Here is a 21,466-nt window from a genome sequence, read left to right as displayed (position 1 = left end):
GCGCGAAAACCATGATCGCTTCGGCCGATCCCCTCGCCTTCATCCGGGCCAACACCCGGCTGCGCCCGGTGCCGCACGCGCCCGAGATCGTCCTGCACGTGGCCGATGAGGCCACCGAGCTCTGGCAGAAGACCGAGGACGAATTGTCGGCGATCGGCTTGCCGCCGCCGTTCTGGGCCTTCGCCTGGGCCGGCGGGCAGGCGCTGGCCCGCTACGTCCTCGACAATCCCACCCTCGTGGCGGGGCGCCGGGTGCTCGACTTCGCGTCGGGCTCGGGCCTCGTCGCCATAGCGGCGGCGCAGGTCGGCGCGCTCCACGTCACCGCCAGCGACCTCGACCCCTTCGCGATCCCGGCCATCGGCCTCAACGCGGCGGCCAACGGCGTCGCGGAGCGGATCGAGGCGGTGTCGCGCGACCTCATCGGCTCCGATCCGGGCTCGGCCGTGGTGCTGGCCGCCGACATCTTCTACGAGCAGGACCTCGCGGGCCGCGTCACCGGCTGGCTCTCCGGCCTGCACGCGCGGGGCGCCACGGTGCTGCTGGGAGATCCCGGCCGCTCCTACCTCCCCCGCGACCGGCTCACCGAACTCGCCACCTACACGGTGCCGGTGAGCCGCTCCCTGGAGGATGCGGAGATCAAGCGCAGCAGCGTCTGGCGCTTCAGCGCCTGACCCCTCAGATCCGGCCGCGGCGCTGCGCGTCGAGGCTCCAGGGGCCGGCGCCGGCGGCGGCGAAGTACAGGAAGACGAAGCAGAACAGGATCGCGGCATCGCCCCCGTTCAGCGCCGGGAACGGGCTCTTCGGGGCGTGGGCAAGGAAATACGCCACCGCCATCTGGCCCGAGAGCAGGAAGGCCACCGGCCGGGTGAAGAGGCCGAGGACGATCAGTGTCCCGCCCACGAGCTCGAGGCAGCCGGCGATGCCGGGCAGCGACAGGAGCTCGGGCGCCGCTCCGCCGCCCATGCGGGCGGGAAAGCCGAACAGCTTCTGCGTGCCGTGCTCCAGGAACAGCAGGCCGCTCATGATGCGCAGGACGCTGAGGAGGCGCGGGGCCCAGGTGGCCGAGAGGGCGGCGAGGTTCATGATCGGGGGATCTCCGGATACCGGTGCGCGACGAAGGGGGTCCCCCGAGCCATACCGCGCCGCAGCGGACGCGGCGACCCTCGACCCGCCATTCGCGCGGGGATATCGTCCGGCCGAAGTGCGGCCGGAGCCGTCACATCCCGTCGTCGAAGTCCGGCGGGCCGAGCTTGCGCCAGGCCGCCGCGATCCGCTCGGGCTTGACGTCGAGGGCCTCGGCGCAGGCCAGCAGCGTCGCCTCGTCGGCCATGATATGGTCGAGGATGCCTGCCAGGAACCCAGGGTCCTGAGCGCTCGCCCGCAGGGTGTCGGGAGTCACGCCGGTGGCCTCCAGGAAAGGAAACAGGCGCTCGTCGTCGGTGGCCATCCAGGCGAGGGCCGCCAGGGCGAGGCCCTCCGGCCCGTCCTCTCCCCCATGGGGTTTGCGTTTCATCAACATGTATCCGCTAAATCTCCTAGGGCGGGGCATGCGTCGAACGACAATGGGCCGTCCACGCACCGGGAACAACGGGCCATGAAGAAGACCGTGCTCATCGTTGAGGACAACGAACTCAATATGAAGCTCTTCAACGACCTGTTGGAGGGGCATGGCTATGCCACGTTGAAGACGGCCAACGGCATCGAGGCGATCGAGCTCGCCCGCGCCCACCGCCCCGACCTCATCCTCATGGACATCCAGCTGCCCGAAGTCTCCGGACTGGAGGTCACGAAGTGGCTCAAGGAGGACGACGACCTCAAGGGCATCCCGGTCATCGCCATCACGGCCTTCGCCATGAAAGGCGACGAGGAGCGCATCCGCGAGGGCGGATGCGAGGCCTATCTGTCGAAACCGATCTCGGTCGCGAAGTTCCTCGCGACCGTGCGTCAGTACCTCGGCGACAGCCGCCCCGCCTGACACAAGCGGCCCTCGCACACGCCGTCCCCGACGACCCAGACCACGATGCCCGCGCGAGGAACGATGTCGGCCCGAATCCTGATCGTCGATGATCTCTTCCCGAACGTGAAGCTCCTGGAGACCAAGCTCTCGCTGGAATACTTCGACGTGCTCGCGGCGATGAACGGGCCCGACGCCCTGGCGATCTGCGAGAAGGGCCTGTGCGACCTCGTGCTCCTCGACGTGATGATGCCGGGCATGGACGGCTTCGAGGTCTGCCGGCGCCTCAAGAGCAACCCCAACACCGCCCACCTGCCGGTGGTCATGGTCACCGCGCTCGACCAGCCCTCCGATCGCCTGCGGGGCCTCGATGCGGGCGCCGACGACTTCCTCACCAAGCCCATCGACGACACCGCCCTGTTCACCCGCGTGCGCAGCCTCGTGCGCCTGAAGGCCGTGACGGACGAGTTGCGCTCCCGCGCCATGGCCTCGCGGGATTTCGGCATGGGCGACCCCCTGGCGCTCGCCGCCGCCGAGACCGGCCTCGACGCCTCGATCCTCCTCGTGGAGGACCGCCCCGGTTCCGCCGACCGCCTCGCGGCGGCGCTCGGCCAGCACCACACGCTCACGGTGGAGGGCGACCCGCACAAGGCCCTGGTGCTCGCCACGGAAGGAGCCTTCGACCTCGCCCTGGTCAGCCTCGACCTCCAGGGCTTCGACGGCCTGCGCCTGTGCAGCCAGCTGCGCTCCCTCGATCGCACCCGGACCATGCCCGTGATGATGATCGCCGAGACGCACGACCGGGCGCGGGTGACCCGGGGCCTCGAATTCGGCGTGCACGACTACCTGATGCGGCCCGTGGACCGGAACGAGCTCGTGGCCCGTGTGCGCACGCAGGTGCGCCGCCGCCGCTTCTCCGACACCCTGCGGGGCGCCGTGCAGGCCTCGATGGAACTCGCCATCACAGACGGCCTCACGGGACTGCACAACCGGCGCTATCTCGACAGCCATCTCGGGGCGCTGTTCCGGGAGGCGACCCTGCGCAACCGCCCGGTGGCGGCCCTGATGCTCGACATCGACCGGTTCAAGACGATCAACGACACCTTCGGTCACGAGGCCGGCGACGAGGTGCTCAAGGCCTTCGCCGACCGCGTCCGCACGCATACACGCGGCATCGACATCGTGGCCCGCTACGGCGGCGAGGAGATCGTCATCATCCTGCCCGACGCCGAGGCCGAGGGCGCCTACGGCATCGCCGAGCGCATCCGCGAGCGCATCGAGGCCGTGCCCTTCGCGATCCAGCGCGACACCCGCACCGTCTCCGTCACCGTGTCCATCGGGGTGTCCTGGCGCCGCCCGGCCGATGCCAGCCCCGCCGACATGCTCAAGCGTGCCGATGTGGCGCTCTACCGGGCAAAAAGCGCCGGCCGCAACCGCGTCGAGGCCGCCGCCGCCTGAGCCGGCGGCCCCCGGTGGCCCCTTACTGGAGCTGGTGGCCCTTCTTCGTCATCTCGGCGCGCACGCGGACCATGATGTATTCCGAGACCTCCTGGGTCCAGGTCTGCATGGCCCCGACCATGTCGTCGAGCACCTGCGGCTGAGTCTCGACGTAGCGCTTGCCGGCGGGCGAGCGGAAGAACGCCGCGACCTCCGTCAACTCGGCCTCGCTCAGGCGGCTGGCGTAGATGCGCGCGGCGGTGTCGATCATCGACTGCTTCTGCATCTCCATCTCGGGCGCGAGGGAGGTCAGCACGGCGTTGAGGTCGTTGGTCAGCTCCGGCCGCGTCACCGCGTTCTGGCGGATCTGCTCGCTGAAGGCGGGGATGATCGAGTCGAACGAGCGGGCGATGCCGGAGCTCAGCATCACCTCGCGGGCGAGGGCCAGGTGATTCGGCGTGAAGGCCGGGGTCTGCGCGGCGGGCGTGTTCGGGGCCGGGGCCGGGGCGGCCGGGTTGGCGCCGGGCTTGGCCGCCGGCGGTTTCTGCGCCGGTGCCTGCGCGAGGGCGGGGACGGCGCCCGTCAGGACGAGGGCGGCCAAGGAGGCAGCCAAGGGGGCAGCCAAGGGGGCGGCCAGGGCGGCGAGGCGGCGGGACATGGCGGACGCTCCGGAAAGGGTCAGGGCAAGGGGATGAGGCGGGGCGGGCGGGTGACGCCCTCAGACGGTTCCGAGCCGGGTCACCACGGCCTGCCCGTCCCGTGCCTCGGCCAGGATGGCGCCTGTGGCCAAGCCGAGGAACAGGCCGTGCTCGACCACGCCCGGCACGGCCCAGAGGGCGGCCGAGAGGGCTTCCGGATCGGGAATGCGGCCGAGATGGGCATCGAGGATGTGGTGGCCGCCATCGGTGACGAACGGCGCGCCGTCGCGGGCCCGCAGGACGATTTCGCCCGTGCAGCCGCAGGCCCGCAGAGCGGCGGCGACGGCGCGCCGGGTGGAGCCGAGGCCGAAGGCGTTGACCTCGACCGGCAGCGGGAAGGCGCCCAGGGTGTCCACGCGCTTGGCGCCGTCCGCGATCACCACCATGCGGTGGCTGGCGAAGGCCACGATCTTCTCGCGCAGCAGCGCCCCGCCGCCGCCCTTCACGAGGCGCATCGCGGCGTCGATCTCGTCGGCCCCGTCGATGGTGAGGTCGAGCTCGGGCATCTCCTCCAGGGTGGCGAGGCGGATGCCGGCGGCCTCGGCCGCGACCCGGGTCGCCTCGGAGGTCGGCACGCCGACGACGTCGAGCCCGGCGCGCACGCGTTCGCCCAGCAGTTCGACGAAGACGTTGGCGGTGGAGCCGGTGCCGATCCCGAGACGCATGCCGGGCGTGACGAGCCCGACCGCGACCTCGGCGGCGGCACGGCGGAGATCCGGGCCGCTCACGCGGACGCTCCGCGGGCCGGGGAGGGGAGGACGTTCGTCATGGGACGGCTCGGGCGAGGGACGAGGAGGGGCGCGGCCGGCAACGGGCGCGACCACCGGCTTGAGGTTGAGCCCCTAGCATGCCCGGGCGGCCCGTCCAACGCGCCCGAGAAGCGCCCCCTGGAACACCCGGTGACCCGGGCGCGCGCGGGACCGTCACTTCCTCAGCGGCACGCCCTTCGTGGTGAAACGCGGCGCGCCCGGATGGCGTGAGGGGCGCGGTTGGCCGCCCGCCTTGCCCGCCCCCGTGCCCGGCGGCTGCGAGAACGGCACGAGCTGGTCCGGCCTCGGCCCGATGAGATCCGCCCGGCCCATCGCCCGCAGCGCCTCGCGCAACACGGGCCAGTTCTCGGGGTCGTGGTAGCGCAGGAAGGCCTTGTGCAGCCGGCGCTGCCGCATCCCCTTGATCGCGTCGACGGGCTCGCTGCCGCCGCGCCGCACGCCCTGCAGCGGGTTGATCTCGGTGTGGTACATGGTCGTGGCCGTCGCCATGGGGGACGGCAGGAAGGTCTGGACCTGGTCGGCGCGATAGTCGTTCTTCTTGAGCCAAAGGGCGAGGTTCATCATGTCCTCGTCCGTCGTGCCCGGATGCGCCGCGATGAAGTACGGGATCAGGTAGTATTTCTTGCCGGCCTTCTTGGCGGCGGCGTCGAACATCTCCTTGAAGCGGTCGTAGGTGCCGATCCCCGGCTTCATCATCAGGTCGAGGGGGCCGCGCTCGGTGTGCTCAGGCGCGATCTTGAGGCGCCCGCCGACGTGGTGGGTCACGAGTTCCTCGACGTATTCGGGACTCCGGACCGCGAGGTCGTAGCGCACGCCCGACGCCACCATCACCTTCTTGACGCCCTCGACCTCGCGGACCTTGCGGTAGAGCCGGATCAGGTCGTCGTGCGAGGTGTTCAGGTTCGGGCAGATGTCCGGGAAGACGCAGGACGGCAGACGGCACGCCGCCTCGATCTTCGGGTCCTTGCAGGCCATCCGGTACATGTTGGCCGTGGGTCCACCCACATCGGAGATCACGCCCGTGAAGCCCGGCGTCTTGTCGCGGATCAGCTCGATCTCGCGCAGGATCGACTCCTCCGAGCGGTTCTGGATGACGCGACCCTCGTGCTCGGTGATGGAGCAGAAGGTGCAGCCGCCGAAGCACCCGCGCATGATCGTCACCGAGAACTTGATCATGTCCCAGGCGGGAATCTTCGCGTCGCCGTAGGCGGGATGCGGTGCGCGGGCGTAGGGCAGGTCGTAGACCGCATCCATCTCCGCGCTGGAGAGCGGGATCGGCGGCGGGTTCAGCCACAGGTCGCGATCGCCGTGGCGCTGGACGAGGGGGCGGGCGTTACCGGGGTTGGCCTCCCGGTGCAGCACCCGCGAGGCGCGGGCATAGGCCTCCTTGTCGTCCTTGACCTCGTCGTAGGCGGGGAGCCGGATCACGGTCTCGCCGGGCTTGCGGGCGGCGGCCTCGTCGGCGGAATCGAGATCGTCGGCGGGGAGTTCCGCGTAATGCTCGGGCACCCGGCGGAACAGGGCGACGCCCCGGACGGAGTCGAGGTCGCGCGGCGCCTCGCCGGCAGCCAAGCGGTTCGCCACCTCGACCACGGCGCGCTCGGCATTGCCATAGAGGAGGAGGTCGGCCTTCGCGTCCGCCAGGATCGAGCGGCGCACCTTGTCGGACCAGTAATCGTAGTGCGCGATGCGGCGTAAGGAGGCCTCGATGCCGCCGAGGATGATCGGCACATCCTTGTAGGCCTCGCGGCAGCGCTGCGTGTAGACGATGGTGCAGCGGTCCGGGCGGGCGCCCCCTTCGCCGCCCGCCGTGTAGGCGTCGTCGCTTCGCAGGCGCCGGTCCGCCGTGTAGCGGTTCACCATCGAATCGAGGTTGCCGCCGGTGACGCCGAAGAACAGGGTCGGCTTGCCCAGGGCCTTGAACGGCTCGGCCGATTGCCAGTCGGGCTGCGCGATGATGCCGACCCGGAACCCCTGCGCTTCGAGGAGCCGGCCGATGATCGCCATGCCGAAGCTCGGGTGATCCACGTAGGCGTCGCCCGTCACCAGCACGATGTCGCAGGCGTCCCAGCCGAGCCTGTCCATCTCGGCACGGCTCATCGGCAGGAATGGCGCCGCCGTTCCGTTGGGCGGCGGCTTGCAGGCGAAGGGGACGACGGAGGGTTCGGCGGACGCGCGGAGTTCCATGGGGGCCGTGCATAGACCGCCAGGGCCGCGAGCTCAATGAAGGACGCCGGAAGTCGCGACGCCGTCGAGGCGGCCGAGGCCCGCCGCTTGCCTGCAAAGCGGTCCGGTCAGCGTGTCCGCTCACGGACGGGCGCGCGGCGATCTCACCGCCCGCCCTGGGGCGGCGTCGCGCTGGGAACGGCGCGGCCCGGTGCGGGGCCGCTGGCGGGCTCGTCCGCGCCCGGGCTCGCCGGATTGGCCTGCGCGGTGCACACCACCGCTTCCTTCTGGAGCTGGACGTAGCAGATGCTCATCTCGCCCGTGCGGTAATTGACCCGGAACACGCCTGCCTCGCGGGTGTGGCGCGAGGCGACGAGGCCGTATTGCGAGGGGGCCTGCGCACTCGCGCCCTCGCCCGCGCCGTAGCAGACGGTGAGGCCGACGCTGCCCACGGCGCCCTCGCGCAGGCCGTACTGGCAGGAGGTGACCTCGCCCGTCACCGTGTCGACCCGGTAGACCCGGTTGAGGTCGATCTGGGGCGCCGGCACGAACTCGAACGAGGCCGCCCGGGCCGGCGCGCCGAGGGCCGCCAGGAGGCCGGCTGCCGCCAGGGCCGCCGCGGCCGGGCGTGAGGGCAGCGCGCGGGGGCGCGCCGCTCGCTGGGTGGCACGCAGGGACGAACGAAAGGTCGAGCGCATCGTGGGCCTTCGTGAATGCCGGCCGGTCGGGGCCGGGCCCGTCGTGGCGACGGGAAAGCGTCGGGAGATCGGCCAAAACCGTTACGGCGGCCTTGCGGCGCAACCGTGGCTCTTCGGCGCGGGCGCGGCGCTCGGGACGCCTCGCAGGCGGGAAATTCCGTCCGATCCCGCATCGGCCCTCCGCCGGGCGCGGTGAAGCGGCTGGCGTCGTTCCGCCAACATGCTAACGGGGTTGACCATGTTCGACGCCGTCGCCGCCCTGAACGACATTCTCCAGAATCTGGACCGCGACGCCCGCGAGGCGACGCGCCTGCGGGCGGTGCTGGTGCCGGAACTGCGGCGGGTGATCGAGCTGGGGCGGGCCGATGCCGAGGAGCGCCTCCTGGAGGAGCGCGACGGCATCGCCTGCGCCCAGCGCCTGAGCCGGCTCACCGACGCGGTGATCCGGACCATTCACGACGCGGTGGTCTGGCGGCTCTACCCGAACGACAACCCCTCCACGGGCGAGCAGCTCGCCGTGGTGGCCACCGGCGGCTACGGCCGGGGCACGATGGCGCCGGGCTCGGACATCGATCTCCTGTTTCTGCTGCCCTACAAGCAGACCGCCTGGTCCGAGAGCGTCGTCGAGGCGATGCTGTACGTGCTGTGGGACCTCAAACTGAAGGTCGGCCACGCCACCCGCTCGGTGGAGGAGTGCCTGCGCGAGGGCCGGGCCGACATGACGATCCGGACCTCGCTCCTCGAGGCGCGCTACCTGTTCGGCACCCGCGCCCTGTTCGAGGAACTCGTCACCCGCTTCGACACCGAACTGGTGATGTGGACCGCGCCCGAATTCGTCGAGGCCAAGCTGCGCGAGCGCGACGCCCGGGTCTCGAAGGCGGGCGCCTCGCGCTACCTCGTCGAGCCCAACGTGAAGGACGGCAAGGGAGGCTTGCGCGACCTCAACACCCTGTTCTGGATCGCCAAGTACACCTATCGGGTCCGCGATCAGAGCGAACTCGTGGCCGCCGGCCTGTTCACCCCGGAGGAGTACCGGGTGTTCGAGCGCTGCGACGAGCTCCTGTGGCGGGTGCGCTGCCATATGCACTTCGTCACCGGCCGGGCCGAGGAGCGCCTGTCCTTCGGGTTGCAGCCCAGGATCGCCGAGCGCTTCGGCTACGAGCCGCGCGGCGGCCTCTCGGGCGTCGAGCGCTTCATGAAGGCGTATTTCCTCATCGCCAAGGAGGTCGGCGACCTCACCGCCATCGTGTGCGCGGCGCTGGAGGCCCGCCACGCCAAGCGCACGCCCGTGCTCGACCGCTGGATCGGCCGGTTCCGGGACCGCTTCCGGGCCACCGCCATCGAGGCGGAGGACTTCGTCGACGACCACGGCCGCATCAACCTGCGCGACGCCGACGCCTTCAGCCGCGATCCCGTGAACCTGATCCGGCTGTTCTGGCTCGCCGACCGCCACAACCTGCCGATCCACCCCGACGCGACGCGCGCGGCCAACCGCTCCCTGCGCCTCATCGGCCACTCCCTGCGGGCCGACGAGGAGGCCAACCGGCTGTTCCTCGACATCCTGACCTCGAAGAACTCGCCCGAGACCATCCTGCGGCTGATGAACGAGGCCGGCGTGCTCGGCCGCTTCATCCCGGATTTCGGCCGCATCGTCGCGATGATGCAGTTCAACATGTACCACCACTTCACGGTGGACGAGCACCTGCTGCGCGCCATCGGCGTGCTCTCGGCGATCGAATCGGGGCGCACCGAGGAGGAGCATCCGCTCGCTACCCGGCTCATCGACACGATCAGCCACCGGCGCGCGCTCTACGTCACGGTGCTCCTGCACGACATCGCCAAGGGCCGCCCGGAGGACCATTCCATCGCGGGGGCGGCGATCGCCGAGAAGCTCGGACCGCGCTTCGGCCTCACCGCGGCCGAGACCGAGATGGTGGCCTGGCTGGTGGAGCACCACCTGCTGATGTCGATGACCGCCCAGAGCCGCGACCTCTCGGACCCCAAGACCATCGAGAAGTTCGCCGGCGTGGTGCAGACCCTGGAGCGCCTGAAGCTCCTCACCATCCTGACGGTGTCCGACATCAAGGCCGTGGGCCCCGGCGTCTGGACCGCCTGGAAGGGCACCCTGATCCGCACCCTCTACGACGAGACCGAGGTGGTGCTCTCCGGCGGCCATTCCGAGATCGCCCGCACCGATCGAGTGCGCCTGATCCAGATGGCCCTGCGCGAACAGCTCAGCGACTGGGAATCGGAGACCTTCGACGCCTACGCGGCGCGCCACAACCAAGCCTACTGGCTCAAGGTCGACACCACGCGCCAGTTCAAGCACGCGGGCTTCATCAAGGGCTTGTCGGCCGAAGGGCGCACGGTGGCGACCGCGGCCGAGACGGACCCGGTCCGCGGCGTCACCGAGCTGACGATCTACTCGCCCGACCATCCGCGCCTGCTCGCCATCGTGACGGGAGCCTGCGCCGCGTCGGGCGGCAACATCGTGGACGCGCAGATCTTCACCACCACGGACGGTTTCGCCCTCGACTCAATCTTCATCTCACGCGCCTTCGAGCGGGACGAGGACGAGCTGCGCCGGGCCGGTCGCATCACCACCGCCATCGCCAAGGCCCTGCGCGGCGAGATCCGCATCGCCGATCTCGTGGCCGACAAGCACCCCCCGAGCGAGCGGGCGCGGACCTTCCTGGTGCCGCCCGACATGGCGATCGACAACGCCCTGTCGAGCCGCGAGACCGTGATCGAGATCACCGGCCTCGACCGGCCGGGCCTGCTCTATGAGCTGACCACGGCGCTGAGCCGGCTCAGCCTCAACATCACCTCGGCCCATGTGGCGACCTTCGGCGAGCGGGCGGTGGACGTGTTCTACGTGACCGACCTCACCGGCACCCGGGTGACGCAGCCCGACCGCCAAGTGGCGATCCGCTCCGCCGTGATGGAGGTCTTCGCCAGTGACGTCGCGGCCCTGCGGGCCGAGGGACTCGACGCGCTGATCGACTCGCCGCCCCCCCGGGAGGCGTGACCCCAGGCCGGGCGCGCTTGATTTCACGGCGACGTCGCCTGATATCAGCGCCAACCCCGACACCCGTCCCCGACGATATCCCATGATGGCGAACGACATGCACGACGAGCGGCGCGACCCGACCCAGGCGGTCCATGAGACCCCGGGCGAGACCTCAGGCGCCCCGCAGGCTCCGGAGACCCCCGCCGCCGAGGCGGCCCCCCAGGCCGACGCCCTGGCGCCCCTGCTGGCCGAGCGCGACGAACTGAAGGACCGGGTCCTGCGCACGTTGGCCGAGATGGAGAATCTGCGCCGGCGCACCGAGCGCGAGGTCGCCGATGCGCGCGCCTACGCGGTGACGAACTTCGCCCGCGACCTCCTGAACTCCGCCGACAACATCCGGCGCGCCCTGGAGAGCATCCCCGAAGCGGACCGGGCGAGCGCGGACGGCGCCTTCAAGGCGCTGATCGACGGCATCGAGCTCACCGAGCGCGACCTCGCCAAGACCCTGGAGCGCCACGGCGTCAAGCTGATCGAACCGAAGGGCCAGCGCTTCGACCCGAACCGCCACCAGGCGATGTTCGAGGTGCCCGACCCCGAGGTTCCCACCGGTACCGTCGTCCAGGTCATGCAGGCCGGGTACGTCATCGGCGACCGCGTTCTGCGCCCCGCCCTGGTCGGCGTGGCCAAGGGCGGCCCGAAGCCGAGCGCGGCCCCGGCCGACGCGGCCTGAGCGGGCGTTCAGCCTACCCCGAAGGCACTTTCTCTGTACCTCCCCCCTCCCCACAAGGGGGAGGGGAGCGCGTGTTCCGGCCCCTAGCGCAGCTGCACGCTGTCCACGACCTCGCGGAACTTCGCCAGCACACCCTCGCGGTTCTCGGCTTTGACCACACCGACCGCCCGCAGGTAGCCGTCCGGCGCGAAGCGGATCGTCTGCGAGATGACCACCGGCGTGCTCGAGGCCGTGTCCACGGCGCGCGCCACGATCTCGTGCCAGTCGACGCCGTTCTGGCGGTAGCTCTGGGCCCGCTCGATCACGAAGTCCTTCATCGTCTGATTGGAGTAGAGGGCGGCGCGCGCGAAGGCGTCGCGCTGCTCCGTGGCCGGTGGGGGCTGCACGGCCTGCGCCAGCACCAGGATCGGCTGCTCCAGGCCGAGCATCTCGTCCTTCGTCCCCTGCGTCAGCAGCACCGAGTTGCCGGCCAGCACCCGCACGGGCCGGAAGCCGGCCTCGTTGCCGATGCGGAAGGGCAGGGCGGCGACCTGCTGCTCCAGGGTGAGCGCCGCGCGGATGTGGATGCCGGTAAGGAGCCGCTTCATCGTCTCCTCGGTCGCGGCATCGGGCGTCGCCTGCGCGATGATGATGCCGGTGACGGTCGGATCGCCGACCAGCAGCATCCATTTCTTGATCGTGGGCGTGCCGGCGGATTCCAGGGCCGGCTGCTCGCCGGTGAACAGCACCGCGTCGACGTCGCCCGCGACCTTGATGGCCTGCCGGCTCGAGACGACGAAGCCCTGCGCCTTCAGGTTCTCGTCGGTGAAGTTGGTCTCGAGGTCGGCGAACGCATTGGCCGGCAGTTCCACCACCGAGACCGTCGCCCCGCCCTCCAGCCGCTCCAGCCCGGAGAAGCGCTTCGAGGACACCATGTCGGAGGGCGGATCGAAGCCGAAACGCGAGCTCGGCGGGAACACCGGGTCGGCCGCCAGGGCGGGGCCCGTCAGCCCCAGGACGAGGGCCAGGATCGAGACGGGCAGGATCGAGCTGGGACGGACGAGGTTACGCAGACGCATCGCATCGATTCTCCGCAAGGCCCCGGTCTCTCGCGCCGGGCAGGTCGGCCGGCACGTCCGCCGGAATGGGCGCGCCGCCGTGAAACTGACGCGATGGGTCGGCCCACAACCCCGCCGCTGTCAAGCGCCCGAGGGACGCGTCACGCGTCGCAGGGTCAGGTTGCAACGGCCGCCCGGCGGCAGGGTGCGCATCGGCGCCGGGCCGGCGCCCCCGTGCAGCAGGTCGGGCGCCTCCGGGATCAGCCGGTCCACCCCGTGGTGGATCAGGCGGGCGGGGCCGCCGATCACGAGAGCGTCACCGGCGCGCAGGCGCACCGAACGGGTCGGGTGGTTGCGGGCGAGGCCGCCGTAGCGGAACAGGGCGGTGGCCCCGAGCGACAGCGAGACCACGGGCGCGTCGAGGTCGTCCTCGTCCCGGTCCTGGTGCAGGCCCATGCGGGCGTCGCTGGCGTAGAGATTGACGAGGCAGGCCTCGGGAGGTGCCGGATAGCCCGAGAGGGCCTCCCAAGCGGCCAGGGCCACGTTCGGAATCGGCGGCCAGGGCCGTCCCGTCCCGGGATGGTGAGGCTGGTAGCGGTAGCCCGCCCGGTCGGAAACCCAGCCGAGGGGGCCACAATTCGACATCCGCACCGAGAACGGACGCCCGGTGCCCGGCATGCAGGGCGTGTAGGCCGGCGCCCGTTCCAGCGCCGCGTCCAGCGCGGCGGCGAGGCGCGCCTGCGCCGCCCCGTCGAGGTAGCCCGGGACGTGGATCAGGCCGGGAACGAGGACGATCCCGGCTGGATCTTCGGACGCCACGGCGACTGGCGTCAGACCTTGTGGTCGATGTCGTGCTCGAGCACCGTCTTGCTCTCCACCGTGGTGTCGGCCTTGAGCTGGTAGACGAGCGGGATGCCGGTGGCGATCTCGAGGCTGGCGATGGTCTTCGTGGTCATGCCGTCGAGCACCATCACGAGGGCGCGCAGCGAGTTGCCGTGCGCGGCCACCAGCACGCGCTCGCCCGCCATGACGCGGGGCAGGATGAACTGGATGTAGTAGGGCAGCACGCGGGCGGCGGTGTCCTTGAGGCTCTCGCCGCCGGGCGGGGGCACGTCGTAGGAACGGCGCCACTGGTGCACCTGGGCATCGCCCCAGCGCTCGCGGGCATCGTCCTTGTTGAGGCCGGAGAGGTCGCCGTAGTCGCGCTCGTTCAGGGCCTCGTTGCGGATGGTCTCGATGTCGCCGAGGTCCATCTCCTCCAGGATCAGCGCGCAGGTGCGCTGGGCCCGCTTGAGGTTGGAGGTGAAGGCCACGTCGAAGCCGTAGCCCTGCTCCTTGAGCCAGCGACCGGCGTTGCGCGCCTCCTCGACGCCGAGATCCGTCAGCTCGGGGTCACGCCAGCCCGTGAACAGCTTCTTGAGATTCCAGTCGCTCTGGCCGTGGCGAGCGAGGACGAGAAGGCGCTCCATCGGGGGACGATCCTCTTGGTCTCTGACGGGGTGGGTCTGCGAGACGGGTTGGGGGCTGGTGTCTGCCACATGTTGCAGCGCAACGAAACCGTGACGCGCGCGCTCTTGCGCGCCTGAATCTGAACGCAGGATGACGCGGGGCCGATGTCCGGTCCCGGGCCAGCATCAGAGGCCGAGCACGTCGGCCATGCCGTAGAGGCCCGGCGGCTTGTCGAAGGCCCAGAGGGCGGCTCGCACGGCGCCGCGGGCGAAGATCGCCCGGTCCTCGGCGTGGTGGCTCACCGTGATGCGCTCGCCCGGTCCGGCGAAGACCACGCTGTGGTCGCCCACGACCGTGCCGCCGCGCAGGGTGGCGAAGCCGATGTCGCCCGGCCGGCGGGCGCCCGTATGGCCGTCCCGCGTCGAGACGCGGGTGTCGGAGAGCGCCACGCCGCGCCCCTCCGCCGCCGCCTCGCCCAGCAGCAGCGCGGTGCCGGAGGGAGCGTCCACCTTCATGCGGTGGTGCATCTCGACGATCTCGATGTCGAAATCCTCGCCGAGGGCCGCCGCCATCTTCCGCACGAGGCCGGCGACGAGGTTGACGCCCAGCGACATGTTGCCCGAGCGCACGATGCGGGCGTGGTGGGCGGCCGCCGTCAGCTTGGCGAGATCCGCCTCCTGCATCCCCGTGGTGCCGACCACGTGGACGATCCGGGCCTGGGCGGCGAGTTCGGCGAAGAAGGTGGTGGCGGCGGGCGCGGTGAAGTCGAGAACGCCCTCGGCCGCCGCGAAGACCGGCAGCGGATCGTCCGTGACGTGCACGCCGAGCGCGCCGAGGCCCGCCAGCGTGCCGGCATCCTGACCCAGGGCGGCGGAGCCCTCCCGCTCGATGGCGCCCGACAGGGTGCAGCCCTCGGTCTCCGCCACCGCGCGGATCAGCATCCGCCCCATGCGCCCGTCGGCGCCGACCACCACGAGCCGCATCGTCCTCAGCCTCCAGAGCTTGTCGCCACCTGTCGCGTCCGCGCTGCGGTACAGCCTCCGGCCGGAGCGGACAAGGATTCAGCGCCCCACCTGCGCCAGCAGCGGCCCGAGCACATCGGTGACGCCGTTGACGGTGATCTGGGTGCCGACGCAGAGGAGCAGGAAGGCGAAGAGGCGTCCCAGCACCCGCGCGCCGACGGGGCCGATCCAGGTCACCACCCGGTCGGCCGAGCCGTAGGTGAAGCGCACCAGCACGGCGATGGCCAGGGCCGCCAGGGACATGCCCACGTAGAAGCCGATCCGCTCGGGGCCGGGTGCCGGCCGGCTGGAGCCGAGCGCGATCGCCACCGCGATGGTGCCGGGGCCGGTGGTGAAGGGCAGCGTCAGGGGGAAGAACGCGATCTCGGCCAGGTTGCCGGCGGTGTTGCCGGCGGGATCGCGCGTCGCCTCCGCCTGCTTGCGGGCCTCGCGCGCTTCGGGGGCCGTCAGCAGAGTCCAGGCCGAGGCCGCCACCACGAGGCCGCCGGCGATGCGTAGGGCGCTGAGCGAGACGCCGAAGAAATTCAGGATCGGCGCCCCCGCCCAGAGGGCGGCCAGCATGATCAGGGCGGCGTAGAGGCCGATGCGCTTAGCGAGTTCCAGGCGCTCGCCATGCGAGTGGGCGGCCGCCACCTGCGCGAAGATCAGGGACGAGCCCACCGGGTTCACGATGGAGAACAGGGAGGAGAAGGCGAGCACGAAGCTCTGGAGCGCCACCTCGGGGGCGAAGAGGTTCAGCATGCGCTCAGCCGGGGGAGGGGGCCGGCACCAGCACGCGGGCCGGGGCGAGGCGGGTGGCCCTGCGCACTCGGCGCACGGCGACGGGCCGGTAGAGCTGCTTGGTGGCATCCACCACGTGCAGCCCGGCGAAGGGCATCGACAGGCCGGTGCCCATCCGCTCCCAGGCGCTCGCCGTGCGCAGCAGCAGGCGGTTCTCCACCGGGGGCATGTAGAGCGTTTCGGCCCAGCCCTCGGGGGAGAACTGGGTGGTCCGCATCAGTCGGGCGAGCTGCGAGCGGCTGTAGGGCTGGCCGTGCCCGAAGGGCGTCGCGTCGCGCCGGGCCCAGACGCCGCGCCGGTTCGGCACCACCAGGATCATGCGCCCGCCCGGGGTCAGCACCCGCCAGACGTCCTGCAGCAGCTCTGTCGGGCTCTCCACGGATTCCAGCGCGTGGACGAGGATGACCCGGTCCACCGCCGCTTCCGGCAGGGGCATCATGGTGGGGTCGGCCAGCGCCGAGCAGGAGCGTCCGCTGCCGGGCCAGTTCACCACCCCTTGGGTCGCCGGCATGAAGGCCAGCGTCCGCTCGGCGATGACGTGGACGGGGCCGAGATAGGGCGTGGCGTAGCCGAGCCCCAGCACGCGCAGGCCCGAGACCGAGCCGAGGAAGCCGTGGATCGCGCGCGCGACGATGCGGTGCGTCACGCCCCCGAGGGGGCTCGCGTAGAAGGCGCGCAGGTCTGTGACGTCGAGGCGCATGGGGCGGGTTTCGTGCGGCCGGCGCGGCGCGAAAAAACGGGTGCAGGGCATCAATGGGGGCCGCCGCCCCCCGCGACAAGCCCGGATCGGCCTCGGCCGTCCAAGGAGCGGGGGAAACCGAGCGGGGGAAACCGAGCGGGGTAAACCGGGTGGGGGACACGCACCCCCTGGACCCGGCGTGCGCGGGGACCATCTCCCGAACGACCACCGATCTCCAGTCCGGCCAGGAGCCTTCCCATGACCGCCCAGAGCACCCCATCGTCCCCGGCTCCCGAGATCCGCACTTTCCTCTGCCGCAGCGACAATATCGGCGTGCTCGTCCGCGACCCCGCCACCGGGGCCTGCGCGGCGATCGACGTGCCGGAGGCGGGGCCCGTCCTGAAGGCCCTCGACGAGACCGGCTGGACGTTGACCGACATCCTCGTCACCCATCGGCACGGCGACCACGTCGAGGGCATCCCGGAGGTGAAGCGCCGCACGGGAGCCCGGGTCACGGCGCCCCTGAAGGCGGGCGACGCGGTGCCGGAGGTCGACGTCACGGTGCGCGAGGGGGACGTTGTCCGGATCGGCAACCTGACCGCGCAGGTCTGGGAGACGCCGGGACACTGTGCCGACCACGTCACCTACTGGTTCGCGGATGCGCGCGTGGTGTTCGCCGGCGACACCCTGTTCACCCTCGGATGCGGCCGGGTGATGGAGGCCGAGCCCGCCACCCTGTGGCGCTCCCTGGAGCGTTTCCTGCCCCTGCCGGACGACACGGCGGTCTATAGTGGGCACGACTATGTGCTCTCCAACGCGCGCTTCGCCCTGGCGGCCGAGCCCAGCAACGCCGCGCTCGCCGCCCGCGCGGCCGAGGCCGAGCGGGCCAAAGCGGAGGGCCGATTCCTGATCCCGAGCACGATGGGGGCGGAGCGTGCGACCAACCCGTTCCTGCGCGTCGGCGATCCGAACCTCGTCCGAAGCGTGGATCTCGCGCCCGGCACCCAGCCGTCGGTTGTCTTTACTGCACTAAGGGCCTGGAAGAACCGGTTCTGAGTCGTTAAAGGGGCGTTACAGCGAGGCTGGTGCTGTCATTGATGTTGGCCTCCTTGGACTTTCCGGTATGAAGCCCGCCTCTGAGGAAGCGGAACTCCTCCGGCAGGTGCCGTCCCGTCCATCACGAGCCCCGGTGTCCGATTTGATGCAGCCGCCTGGCCCGCCCTTCGCCTTCGGGCACGAGATCGACCTCAGCCTTGATCGGGGAAGTGAACCCTCGGAGGATCAGGCGGCCCGGGAGGGCGCCGTCCGCATCACGGTGCCGCGCGTCGCCCGCCCGGCCCCACGGGCCGCGGCACCCCTGGCCGTCGATGCGCGCCTGCTCGCCGTCGCCACCGAGCATCTGCGCCGCCTTGGGCCCAAGCGGGTCACCGTGGTGGCCGTGGCGGCCGAGGCGGGCATGACGCACGCCAACGTCTACCGCTATTTCCCCTCGAAGGACGCGCTCCTCGATGCCGTGGCGGGGCGCTGGCTGCGCGACGTGGAGGCCGAACTCGCTCGCATCGCGGATGCGCCCGACCCGGCCGACGACAAGATCGAGCGCCTGCTCACCGCGCTCGCCAGCGTCCAGCGCGAGACCCTGGTCCACGAGCCGAACCTGTTCGCGGTCCACCTCGACGCCACCGTGGCCGCGCGGCCCATCGCCCGGCGCCACCGGGTGCGCCTGCGCAGCCTCGTGGAGCGCGTAGTGGAAGAGGGCATCGGGGCCGGGGCGTTCGTGGCGCGCGACCGCGAGCGGGCCATCGCCCACATCTTCGACGCGAGCTACCGCTTCACCCATCCACTGGCGATTCAGCACGATGCGGACCTGCCGCGCGACCTCGTTGAGGCGCGTCTCGGTGCGGTGATCCTGGCCATCCAGAAGGTGCTGCGGACTGGCACGCTCTAGGTGAAGTGACAGATTGGAAATCTTGTCACTTGAGCTTTGCCGTCGAACGGCATCGCGTCGATCTTTCCTAAGCAATTGCGCCGACAGAGCTTTTTTCAACTGCGGCGCGAGGCGTGCCGCCCACGGCTTGGCCCGAACCCTGCTTTGTAACGGGTGTCTCGGTTGAAGCTCTGGGCCTTTTCGGCCACACACCGCCGCAGCAACGCGCCGGTGGTTTTACGAGCCCCGAGCGACGTGACCCGTCACTTCAAGAGCGGAGGTTCGTTTCCCCCATGGCACGCAGCAAGATCGCGCTCATCGGCGCCGGACAGATCGGTGGAACCCTCGCGCATCTGGCGGGCCTGAAGGAACTCGGCGACGTCGTGCTGTTCGACATCGCCGACGGCGTCCCGCAGGGCAAGGGCCTCGACATCGCCGAATCCGCGCCCGTCGACGGTTTCGACGCCAAGTACACCGGCGCCAGCGACTACGCGGCGATCGCCGGGGCCGACGTGGTGATCGTGACCGCCGGCGTGCCGCGCAAGCCCGGCATGAGCCGCGACGACCTGATCGGCATCAACCTCAAGGTGATGGAGGCCGTCGGCACCGGCATCAAGGAGCACGCGCCCGACGCCTTCGTGATCTGCATCACCAACCCCCTCGACGCGATGGTCTGGGCCCTGCAGAAGTTCTCAGGCCTGCCCACCCACAAGGTGGTCGGCATGGCCGGCGTCCTCGATTCCGCCCGCTTCCGCCACTTCCTCGCCGACGAGTTCAAGGTCTCGGTCGAGGACGTCACCGCCTTCGTGCTCGGCGGCCACGGCGACGACATGGTCCCGCTGGTGCGCTACTCCACCGTGGCGGGCGTGCCGCTCCCCGACCTGGTCAAGCTCGGCTGGACCAGCCAGGAGAAGCTCGACGCCATGGTCGAGCGCACCCGCAAGGGCGGCGGCGAGATCGTCAACCTGCTCAAGACCGGCTCGGCCTTCTACGCGCCCGCGGCGTCGGCCATCGCCATGGCCGAGAGCTACCTGCGCGACAAGCGCCGCGTGCTCCCCTGCGCCGCCTACCTCAACGGCGAGTACGGCGTCTCCGACATGTATGTGGGCGTGCCGATCGTGATCGGCGCGAACGGCGTCGAGCGCGTCCTCGAAGTCGAGTTCAACGGCGACGAGAAGGCGATGTTCGACAAGTCGGTCGGCGCCGTGAAGACCCTGATCGAGGCCTGCAAGGGCGTGAACCCCGCGCTGGCCTGACCACAGTGAGAAGCATCGCGTGTCGGCCGCTTTCGCGGCCGGCGCGACGGTGCCGGTGTCGTGTCCTGAACTCCCGCGCCCGGCGCCGGGACGAGGCGGAGAAACGTTCATGAACATTCACGAATACCAGGCCAAGGCGGTGCTGAAGGAATTCGGCCTGCCCGTTTCCAAGGGCGTGGCGATCTTCAAGCCGGAGGAGGCCGAGGCCGCCGCGAAAGAACTCGGCGGTCCGGTCTGGGTGGTGAAGTCGCAGATCCACGCGGGCGGCCGCGGCAAGGGCACCTTCAAGGGTGCGCCGGCCGGCGCCAAGGGTGGCGTGCGCGTCACCAAGTCCCTCGACGAGGTCAAGCAATTCGCCGGCGAGATGCTGGGCCAGACCCTGGTGACGATCCAGACCGGCGAGGCCGGCAAGCAGGTCAACCGCCTCTACATCGAGGAGGGCGCCCAGATCGAGGCGGAGTTCTACCTCTCGATGCTCGTCGACCGCGAGACCGGCCGGGTGGCCTACGTCGTCTCCACGGAAGGCGGCATGGACATCGAGACGGTGGCGCACGACACCCCTGAGAAGATCGTCACCTTCTCGGTCGATCCCGCCACCGGGGTGATGCCCCATCACGGCCGCCTCGTCGCCAAGACGCTCGGCCTCTCCGGCGCCCAGGCCAAGGAAGCCGGCGATCTCACCACCAAGCTCTACGCGGCGTTCACCGCCAAGGACATGAGCATGCTGGAGATCAACCCGCTGGTGCTCACCGGCGACGGCCACCTCAAGTGCCTCGACGCCAAGATCTCCTTCGACTCGAACGCCCTCTACCGCCACCCCGACATCGTGGCCCTGCGCGACGAGACCGAGGAGGACGCCAAGGAGATCGAGGCCTCCAAGTACGACCTGGCCTACATTGCCCTCGATGGCACCATCGGCTGCATGGTCAACGGCGCGGGCCTCGCCATGGCGACCCTCGACATCATCAAGCTCTACGGCGAGGAGCCGGCGAACTTCCTCGATGTCGGCGGCGGCGCCAGTGAGGAGAAGGTCACGGCGGCCTTCAAGATCATCACCGCCGACCCGCAGGTGAAGGGCATCCTGGTCAACATCTTCGGCGGGATCATGAAGTGCGACGTGATCGCCAACGGCGTGATCGCGGCGGTCAAGGCTGTCGGCCTCCAGGTGCCGCTGGTTGTGCGGCTTGAAGGCACCAACGTCGAGAAGGGCAAGGAGATCATCCGGAATTCCGGCCTGAACGTGATCCCGGCCGACGATCTCGACGACGCCGCGCAGAAAATCGTCGCCGCCGTGAAGAAGGGCTGAGAGTACCCATGTCCATCCTGATCGACGCGAACACCAAGGTCATCTGCCAGGGCTTCACCGGCAAGAACGGGACCTTCCACTCCGAGCAGGCCATCGCCTACGGCACCAAGATGGTCGGCGGCACCTCGCCCGGTAAGGGCGGCTCCAAGCACCTCAACCTGCCGGTCTTCGACACGGTGGCGGAGGCGCGCGAAGCCACCGGCGCGACGGCATCCGTCGTCTACGTGCCGCCGCCGGGCGCGGCGGACGCGATCTGCGAGGCGATCCAGGCGGAGGTTCCGCTCATCGTCTGCATCACGGAGGGCATTCCGGTGCTCGACATGGTGCGGGTCAAGCGCGCCCTGGAAGGCTCGAAGTCCCGCCTGGTGGGCCCGAACTGCCCCGGCATCGTCACGGCGGGCGCGTGCAAGATCGGCATCATGCCGGCCAACATCTTCAAGCCGGGCTCGGTCGGCATCGTCTCGCGCTCCGGCACGCTGACCTACGAGGCGGTGTTCCAGACCACCAATGCGGGCCTCGGCCAGACCACGGCGGTGGGCATCGGCGGCGA

Annotated in this window: 22 protein-coding genes; 10 read left to right on the top strand and 12 right to left on the bottom strand. The window is 70.6% G+C overall.

The window, feature by feature from the left end; all coding sequences use genetic code 11:
• Nucleotides 1-11: 11 nt before the first annotated feature.
• On the top strand, nt 12-671 hold the full coding sequence (locus MFF30_RS14360) for a class I SAM-dependent methyltransferase (protein WP_238280094.1): 660 nt from the start codon (nt 12-14) through the stop codon (nt 669-671).
• Nucleotides 672-675: 4 nt separating this feature from the next.
• Here MFF30_RS14360 and MFF30_RS14355 read toward each other — a convergent pair whose 3' ends face one another.
• Nucleotides 676-1,083 carry a DoxX family protein gene (locus MFF30_RS14355; RefSeq protein ID WP_238280074.1) on the bottom strand — a complete coding sequence of 136 codons (408 nt, stop codon included), beginning with the start codon at nt 1,081-1,083 and terminating at the stop codon, nt 676-678.
• Between the two features lie 133 nt (nt 1,084-1,216).
• Nucleotides 1,217-1,513 carry a DUF3572 domain-containing protein gene (locus MFF30_RS14350; RefSeq protein WP_238280073.1) on the bottom strand — a complete coding sequence of 99 codons (297 nt, stop codon included), beginning with the start codon at nt 1,511-1,513 and terminating at the stop codon, nt 1,217-1,219.
• A gap of 81 nt (nt 1,514-1,594) precedes the next feature.
• On the opposite strand from MFF30_RS14350, the gene MFF30_RS14345 reads away from it, so the two are divergent.
• Together MFF30_RS14345 and MFF30_RS14340 are read left to right on the top strand one after the other, a co-directional pair.
• Nucleotides 1,595-1,975, top strand: coding sequence for a response regulator (locus MFF30_RS14345; protein WP_238280072.1), 381 nt, complete (start codon nt 1,595-1,597; stop codon nt 1,973-1,975).
• Nucleotides 1,976-2,038: 63 nt separating this feature from the next.
• Nucleotides 2,039-3,412 (top strand): PleD family two-component system response regulator, encoded by a 1,374-nt coding sequence (locus MFF30_RS14340; protein ID WP_238280071.1) that lies wholly within the window; start codon nt 2,039-2,041, stop codon nt 3,410-3,412.
• Between the two features lie 22 nt (nt 3,413-3,434).
• Here MFF30_RS14340 and MFF30_RS14335 read toward each other — a convergent pair whose 3' ends face one another.
• From MFF30_RS14335 to MFF30_RS14320, 4 genes are all read right to left on the bottom strand, one after another.
• On the bottom strand, nt 3,435-4,049 hold the full coding sequence (locus tag MFF30_RS14335; protein WP_238280070.1) for a DUF2059 domain-containing protein: 615 nt from the start codon (nt 4,047-4,049) through the stop codon (nt 3,435-3,437).
• Between the two features lie 60 nt (nt 4,050-4,109).
• The gene (gene rpiA / locus MFF30_RS14330) at nt 4,110-4,817 is read right to left on the bottom strand and encodes a ribose-5-phosphate isomerase RpiA (protein WP_238280069.1); all 708 of its coding nucleotides are present in this window, start codon (nt 4,815-4,817) and stop codon (nt 4,110-4,112) included.
• A 195-nt stretch (nt 4,818-5,012) separates the two neighbouring features.
• Nucleotides 5,013-7,046, bottom strand: a complete 2,034-nt coding sequence (locus MFF30_RS14325) for a YgiQ family radical SAM protein (protein WP_238280068.1) — start codon at nt 7,044-7,046, stop codon at nt 5,013-5,015.
• A gap of 143 nt (nt 7,047-7,189) precedes the next feature.
• The gene (locus MFF30_RS14320; RefSeq protein WP_238280067.1) at nt 7,190-7,723 is read right to left on the bottom strand and encodes a hypothetical protein; all 534 of its coding nucleotides are present in this window, start codon (nt 7,721-7,723) and stop codon (nt 7,190-7,192) included.
• Nucleotides 7,724-7,961: 238 nt separating this feature from the next.
• Here MFF30_RS14320 and MFF30_RS14315 point away from each other — a divergent pair, with 238 nt between their 5' ends.
• A complete protein-coding gene (locus MFF30_RS14315; protein ID WP_238280066.1) occupies nt 7,962-10,751 on the top strand; it encodes a [protein-PII] uridylyltransferase in 2,790 nt (929 codons plus the stop codon).
• Nucleotides 10,752-10,833: 82 nt separating this feature from the next.
• The gene (gene grpE / locus MFF30_RS14310) at nt 10,834-11,463 is read left to right on the top strand and encodes a nucleotide exchange factor GrpE (protein ID WP_238280065.1); all 630 of its coding nucleotides are present in this window, start codon (nt 10,834-10,836) and stop codon (nt 11,461-11,463) included.
• Nucleotides 11,464-11,546: 83 nt separating this feature from the next.
• On the opposite strand, the gene MFF30_RS14305 is transcribed toward grpE, so the two are convergent.
• From MFF30_RS14305 to MFF30_RS14280, 6 genes are all read right to left on the bottom strand, one after another.
• The gene (locus MFF30_RS14305) at nt 11,547-12,521 is read right to left on the bottom strand and encodes a hypothetical protein (protein ID WP_238280064.1); all 975 of its coding nucleotides are present in this window, start codon (nt 12,519-12,521) and stop codon (nt 11,547-11,549) included.
• A gap of 120 nt (nt 12,522-12,641) precedes the next feature.
• The gene (locus tag MFF30_RS14300; protein ID WP_238280063.1) at nt 12,642-13,319 is read right to left on the bottom strand and encodes an alpha-ketoglutarate-dependent dioxygenase AlkB; all 678 of its coding nucleotides are present in this window, start codon (nt 13,317-13,319) and stop codon (nt 12,642-12,644) included.
• A gap of 11 nt (nt 13,320-13,330) precedes the next feature.
• Nucleotides 13,331-13,969: a 2,3-bisphosphoglycerate-dependent phosphoglycerate mutase gene (locus tag MFF30_RS14295; protein WP_238280062.1), complete on the bottom strand. Its 639-nt coding sequence runs from the start codon at nt 13,967-13,969 to the stop codon at nt 13,331-13,333.
• 165 nt (nt 13,970-14,134) lie between these two features.
• Nucleotides 14,135-14,932, bottom strand: coding sequence for a 4-hydroxy-tetrahydrodipicolinate reductase (gene dapB, locus MFF30_RS14290; RefSeq protein ID WP_238280061.1), 798 nt, complete (start codon nt 14,930-14,932; stop codon nt 14,135-14,137).
• A 78-nt stretch (nt 14,933-15,010) separates the two neighbouring features.
• Complete coding sequence (locus MFF30_RS14285; protein WP_238280060.1) at nt 15,011-15,712, bottom strand: MarC family protein; 702 nt, start codon at nt 15,710-15,712, stop codon at nt 15,011-15,013.
• Nucleotides 15,713-15,716: 4 nt separating this feature from the next.
• Nucleotides 15,717-16,451, bottom strand: coding sequence for a class I SAM-dependent methyltransferase (locus tag MFF30_RS14280; RefSeq protein ID WP_238280059.1), 735 nt, complete (start codon nt 16,449-16,451; stop codon nt 15,717-15,719).
• 237 nt (nt 16,452-16,688) lie between these two features.
• On the opposite strand from MFF30_RS14280, the gene gloB reads away from it, so the two are divergent.
• From gloB to MFF30_RS14255, 5 genes are all read left to right on the top strand, one after another.
• The gene (gene gloB / locus MFF30_RS14275; RefSeq protein WP_238280058.1) at nt 16,689-17,486 is read left to right on the top strand and encodes a hydroxyacylglutathione hydrolase; all 798 of its coding nucleotides are present in this window, start codon (nt 16,689-16,691) and stop codon (nt 17,484-17,486) included.
• Nucleotides 17,487-17,745: 259 nt separating this feature from the next.
• Nucleotides 17,746-18,375, top strand: coding sequence for a TetR family transcriptional regulator (locus MFF30_RS14270; protein WP_306424579.1), 630 nt, complete (start codon nt 17,746-17,748; stop codon nt 18,373-18,375).
• A gap of 272 nt (nt 18,376-18,647) precedes the next feature.
• A complete protein-coding gene (gene mdh / locus MFF30_RS14265) occupies nt 18,648-19,610 on the top strand; it encodes a malate dehydrogenase (RefSeq protein ID WP_238280056.1) in 963 nt (320 codons plus the stop codon).
• A 109-nt stretch (nt 19,611-19,719) separates the two neighbouring features.
• Nucleotides 19,720-20,916 carry an ADP-forming succinate--CoA ligase subunit beta gene (gene sucC / locus MFF30_RS14260; protein WP_238280055.1) on the top strand — a complete coding sequence of 399 codons (1,197 nt, stop codon included), beginning with the start codon at nt 19,720-19,722 and terminating at the stop codon, nt 20,914-20,916.
• An 8-nt stretch (nt 20,917-20,924) separates the two neighbouring features.
• On the top strand, nt 20,925-21,466 hold a 542-nt coding region (locus MFF30_RS14255), incomplete at its 3' end, for a succinate--CoA ligase subunit alpha (RefSeq protein WP_444543513.1).

This window comes from Methylobacterium goesingense, from assembly GCF_022179225.1.
Taxonomy (GTDB): domain Bacteria; phylum Pseudomonadota; class Alphaproteobacteria; order Rhizobiales; family Beijerinckiaceae; genus Methylobacterium; species Methylobacterium goesingense.
This window is presented reverse-complemented; position numbering and strand designations above follow the sequence as displayed.

Bases quoted from the DNA above. Each gene is read 5' to 3' on its own strand.
- grpE (WP_238280065.1), top strand. From the start codon at position 10,834: ATGATGGCGAACGACATGCACGACGAGCGGCGCGACCCGACCCAGGCG.
- sucC (WP_238280055.1), top strand. From the start codon at position 19,720: ATGAACATTCACGAATACCAGGCCAAGGCGGTGCTGAAGGAATTCGGC.
- MFF30_RS14335 (WP_238280070.1), bottom strand. From the start codon at position 4,049: ATGTCCCGCCGCCTCGCCGCCCTGGCCGCCCCCTTGGCTGCCCCCTTG.
- MFF30_RS14325 (WP_238280068.1), bottom strand. From the start codon at position 7,046: ATGGAACTCCGCGCGTCCGCCGAACCCTCCGTCGTCCCCTTCGCCTGC.
- mdh (WP_238280056.1), top strand. From the start codon at position 18,648: ATGGCACGCAGCAAGATCGCGCTCATCGGCGCCGGACAGATCGGTGGA.
- MFF30_RS14340 (WP_238280071.1), top strand. From the start codon at position 2,039: ATGTCGGCCCGAATCCTGATCGTCGATGATCTCTTCCCGAACGTGAAG.
- MFF30_RS14280 (WP_238280059.1), bottom strand. From the start codon at position 16,451: ATGCGCCTCGACGTCACAGACCTGCGCGCCTTCTACGCGAGCCCCCTC.
- MFF30_RS14350 (WP_238280073.1), bottom strand. From the start codon at position 1,513: ATGAAACGCAAACCCCATGGGGGAGAGGACGGGCCGGAGGGCCTCGCC.
- MFF30_RS14285 (WP_238280060.1), bottom strand. From the start codon at position 15,712: ATGCTGAACCTCTTCGCCCCCGAGGTGGCGCTCCAGAGCTTCGTGCTC.
- MFF30_RS14345 (WP_238280072.1), top strand. From the start codon at position 1,595: ATGAAGAAGACCGTGCTCATCGTTGAGGACAACGAACTCAATATGAAG.
- MFF30_RS14355 (WP_238280074.1), bottom strand. From the start codon at position 1,083: ATGAACCTCGCCGCCCTCTCGGCCACCTGGGCCCCGCGCCTCCTCAGC.
- MFF30_RS14360 (WP_238280094.1), top strand. From the start codon at position 12: ATGATCGCTTCGGCCGATCCCCTCGCCTTCATCCGGGCCAACACCCGG.
- dapB (WP_238280061.1), bottom strand. From the start codon at position 14,932: ATGCGGCTCGTGGTGGTCGGCGCCGACGGGCGCATGGGGCGGATGCTG.
- MFF30_RS14295 (WP_238280062.1), bottom strand. From the start codon at position 13,969: ATGGAGCGCCTTCTCGTCCTCGCTCGCCACGGCCAGAGCGACTGGAAT.
- MFF30_RS14305 (WP_238280064.1), bottom strand. From the start codon at position 12,521: ATGCGTCTGCGTAACCTCGTCCGTCCCAGCTCGATCCTGCCCGTCTCG.
- MFF30_RS14315 (WP_238280066.1), top strand. From the start codon at position 7,962: ATGTTCGACGCCGTCGCCGCCCTGAACGACATTCTCCAGAATCTGGAC.
- gloB (WP_238280058.1), top strand. From the start codon at position 16,689: ATGACCGCCCAGAGCACCCCATCGTCCCCGGCTCCCGAGATCCGCACT.
- MFF30_RS14320 (WP_238280067.1), bottom strand. From the start codon at position 7,723: ATGCGCTCGACCTTTCGTTCGTCCCTGCGTGCCACCCAGCGAGCGGCG.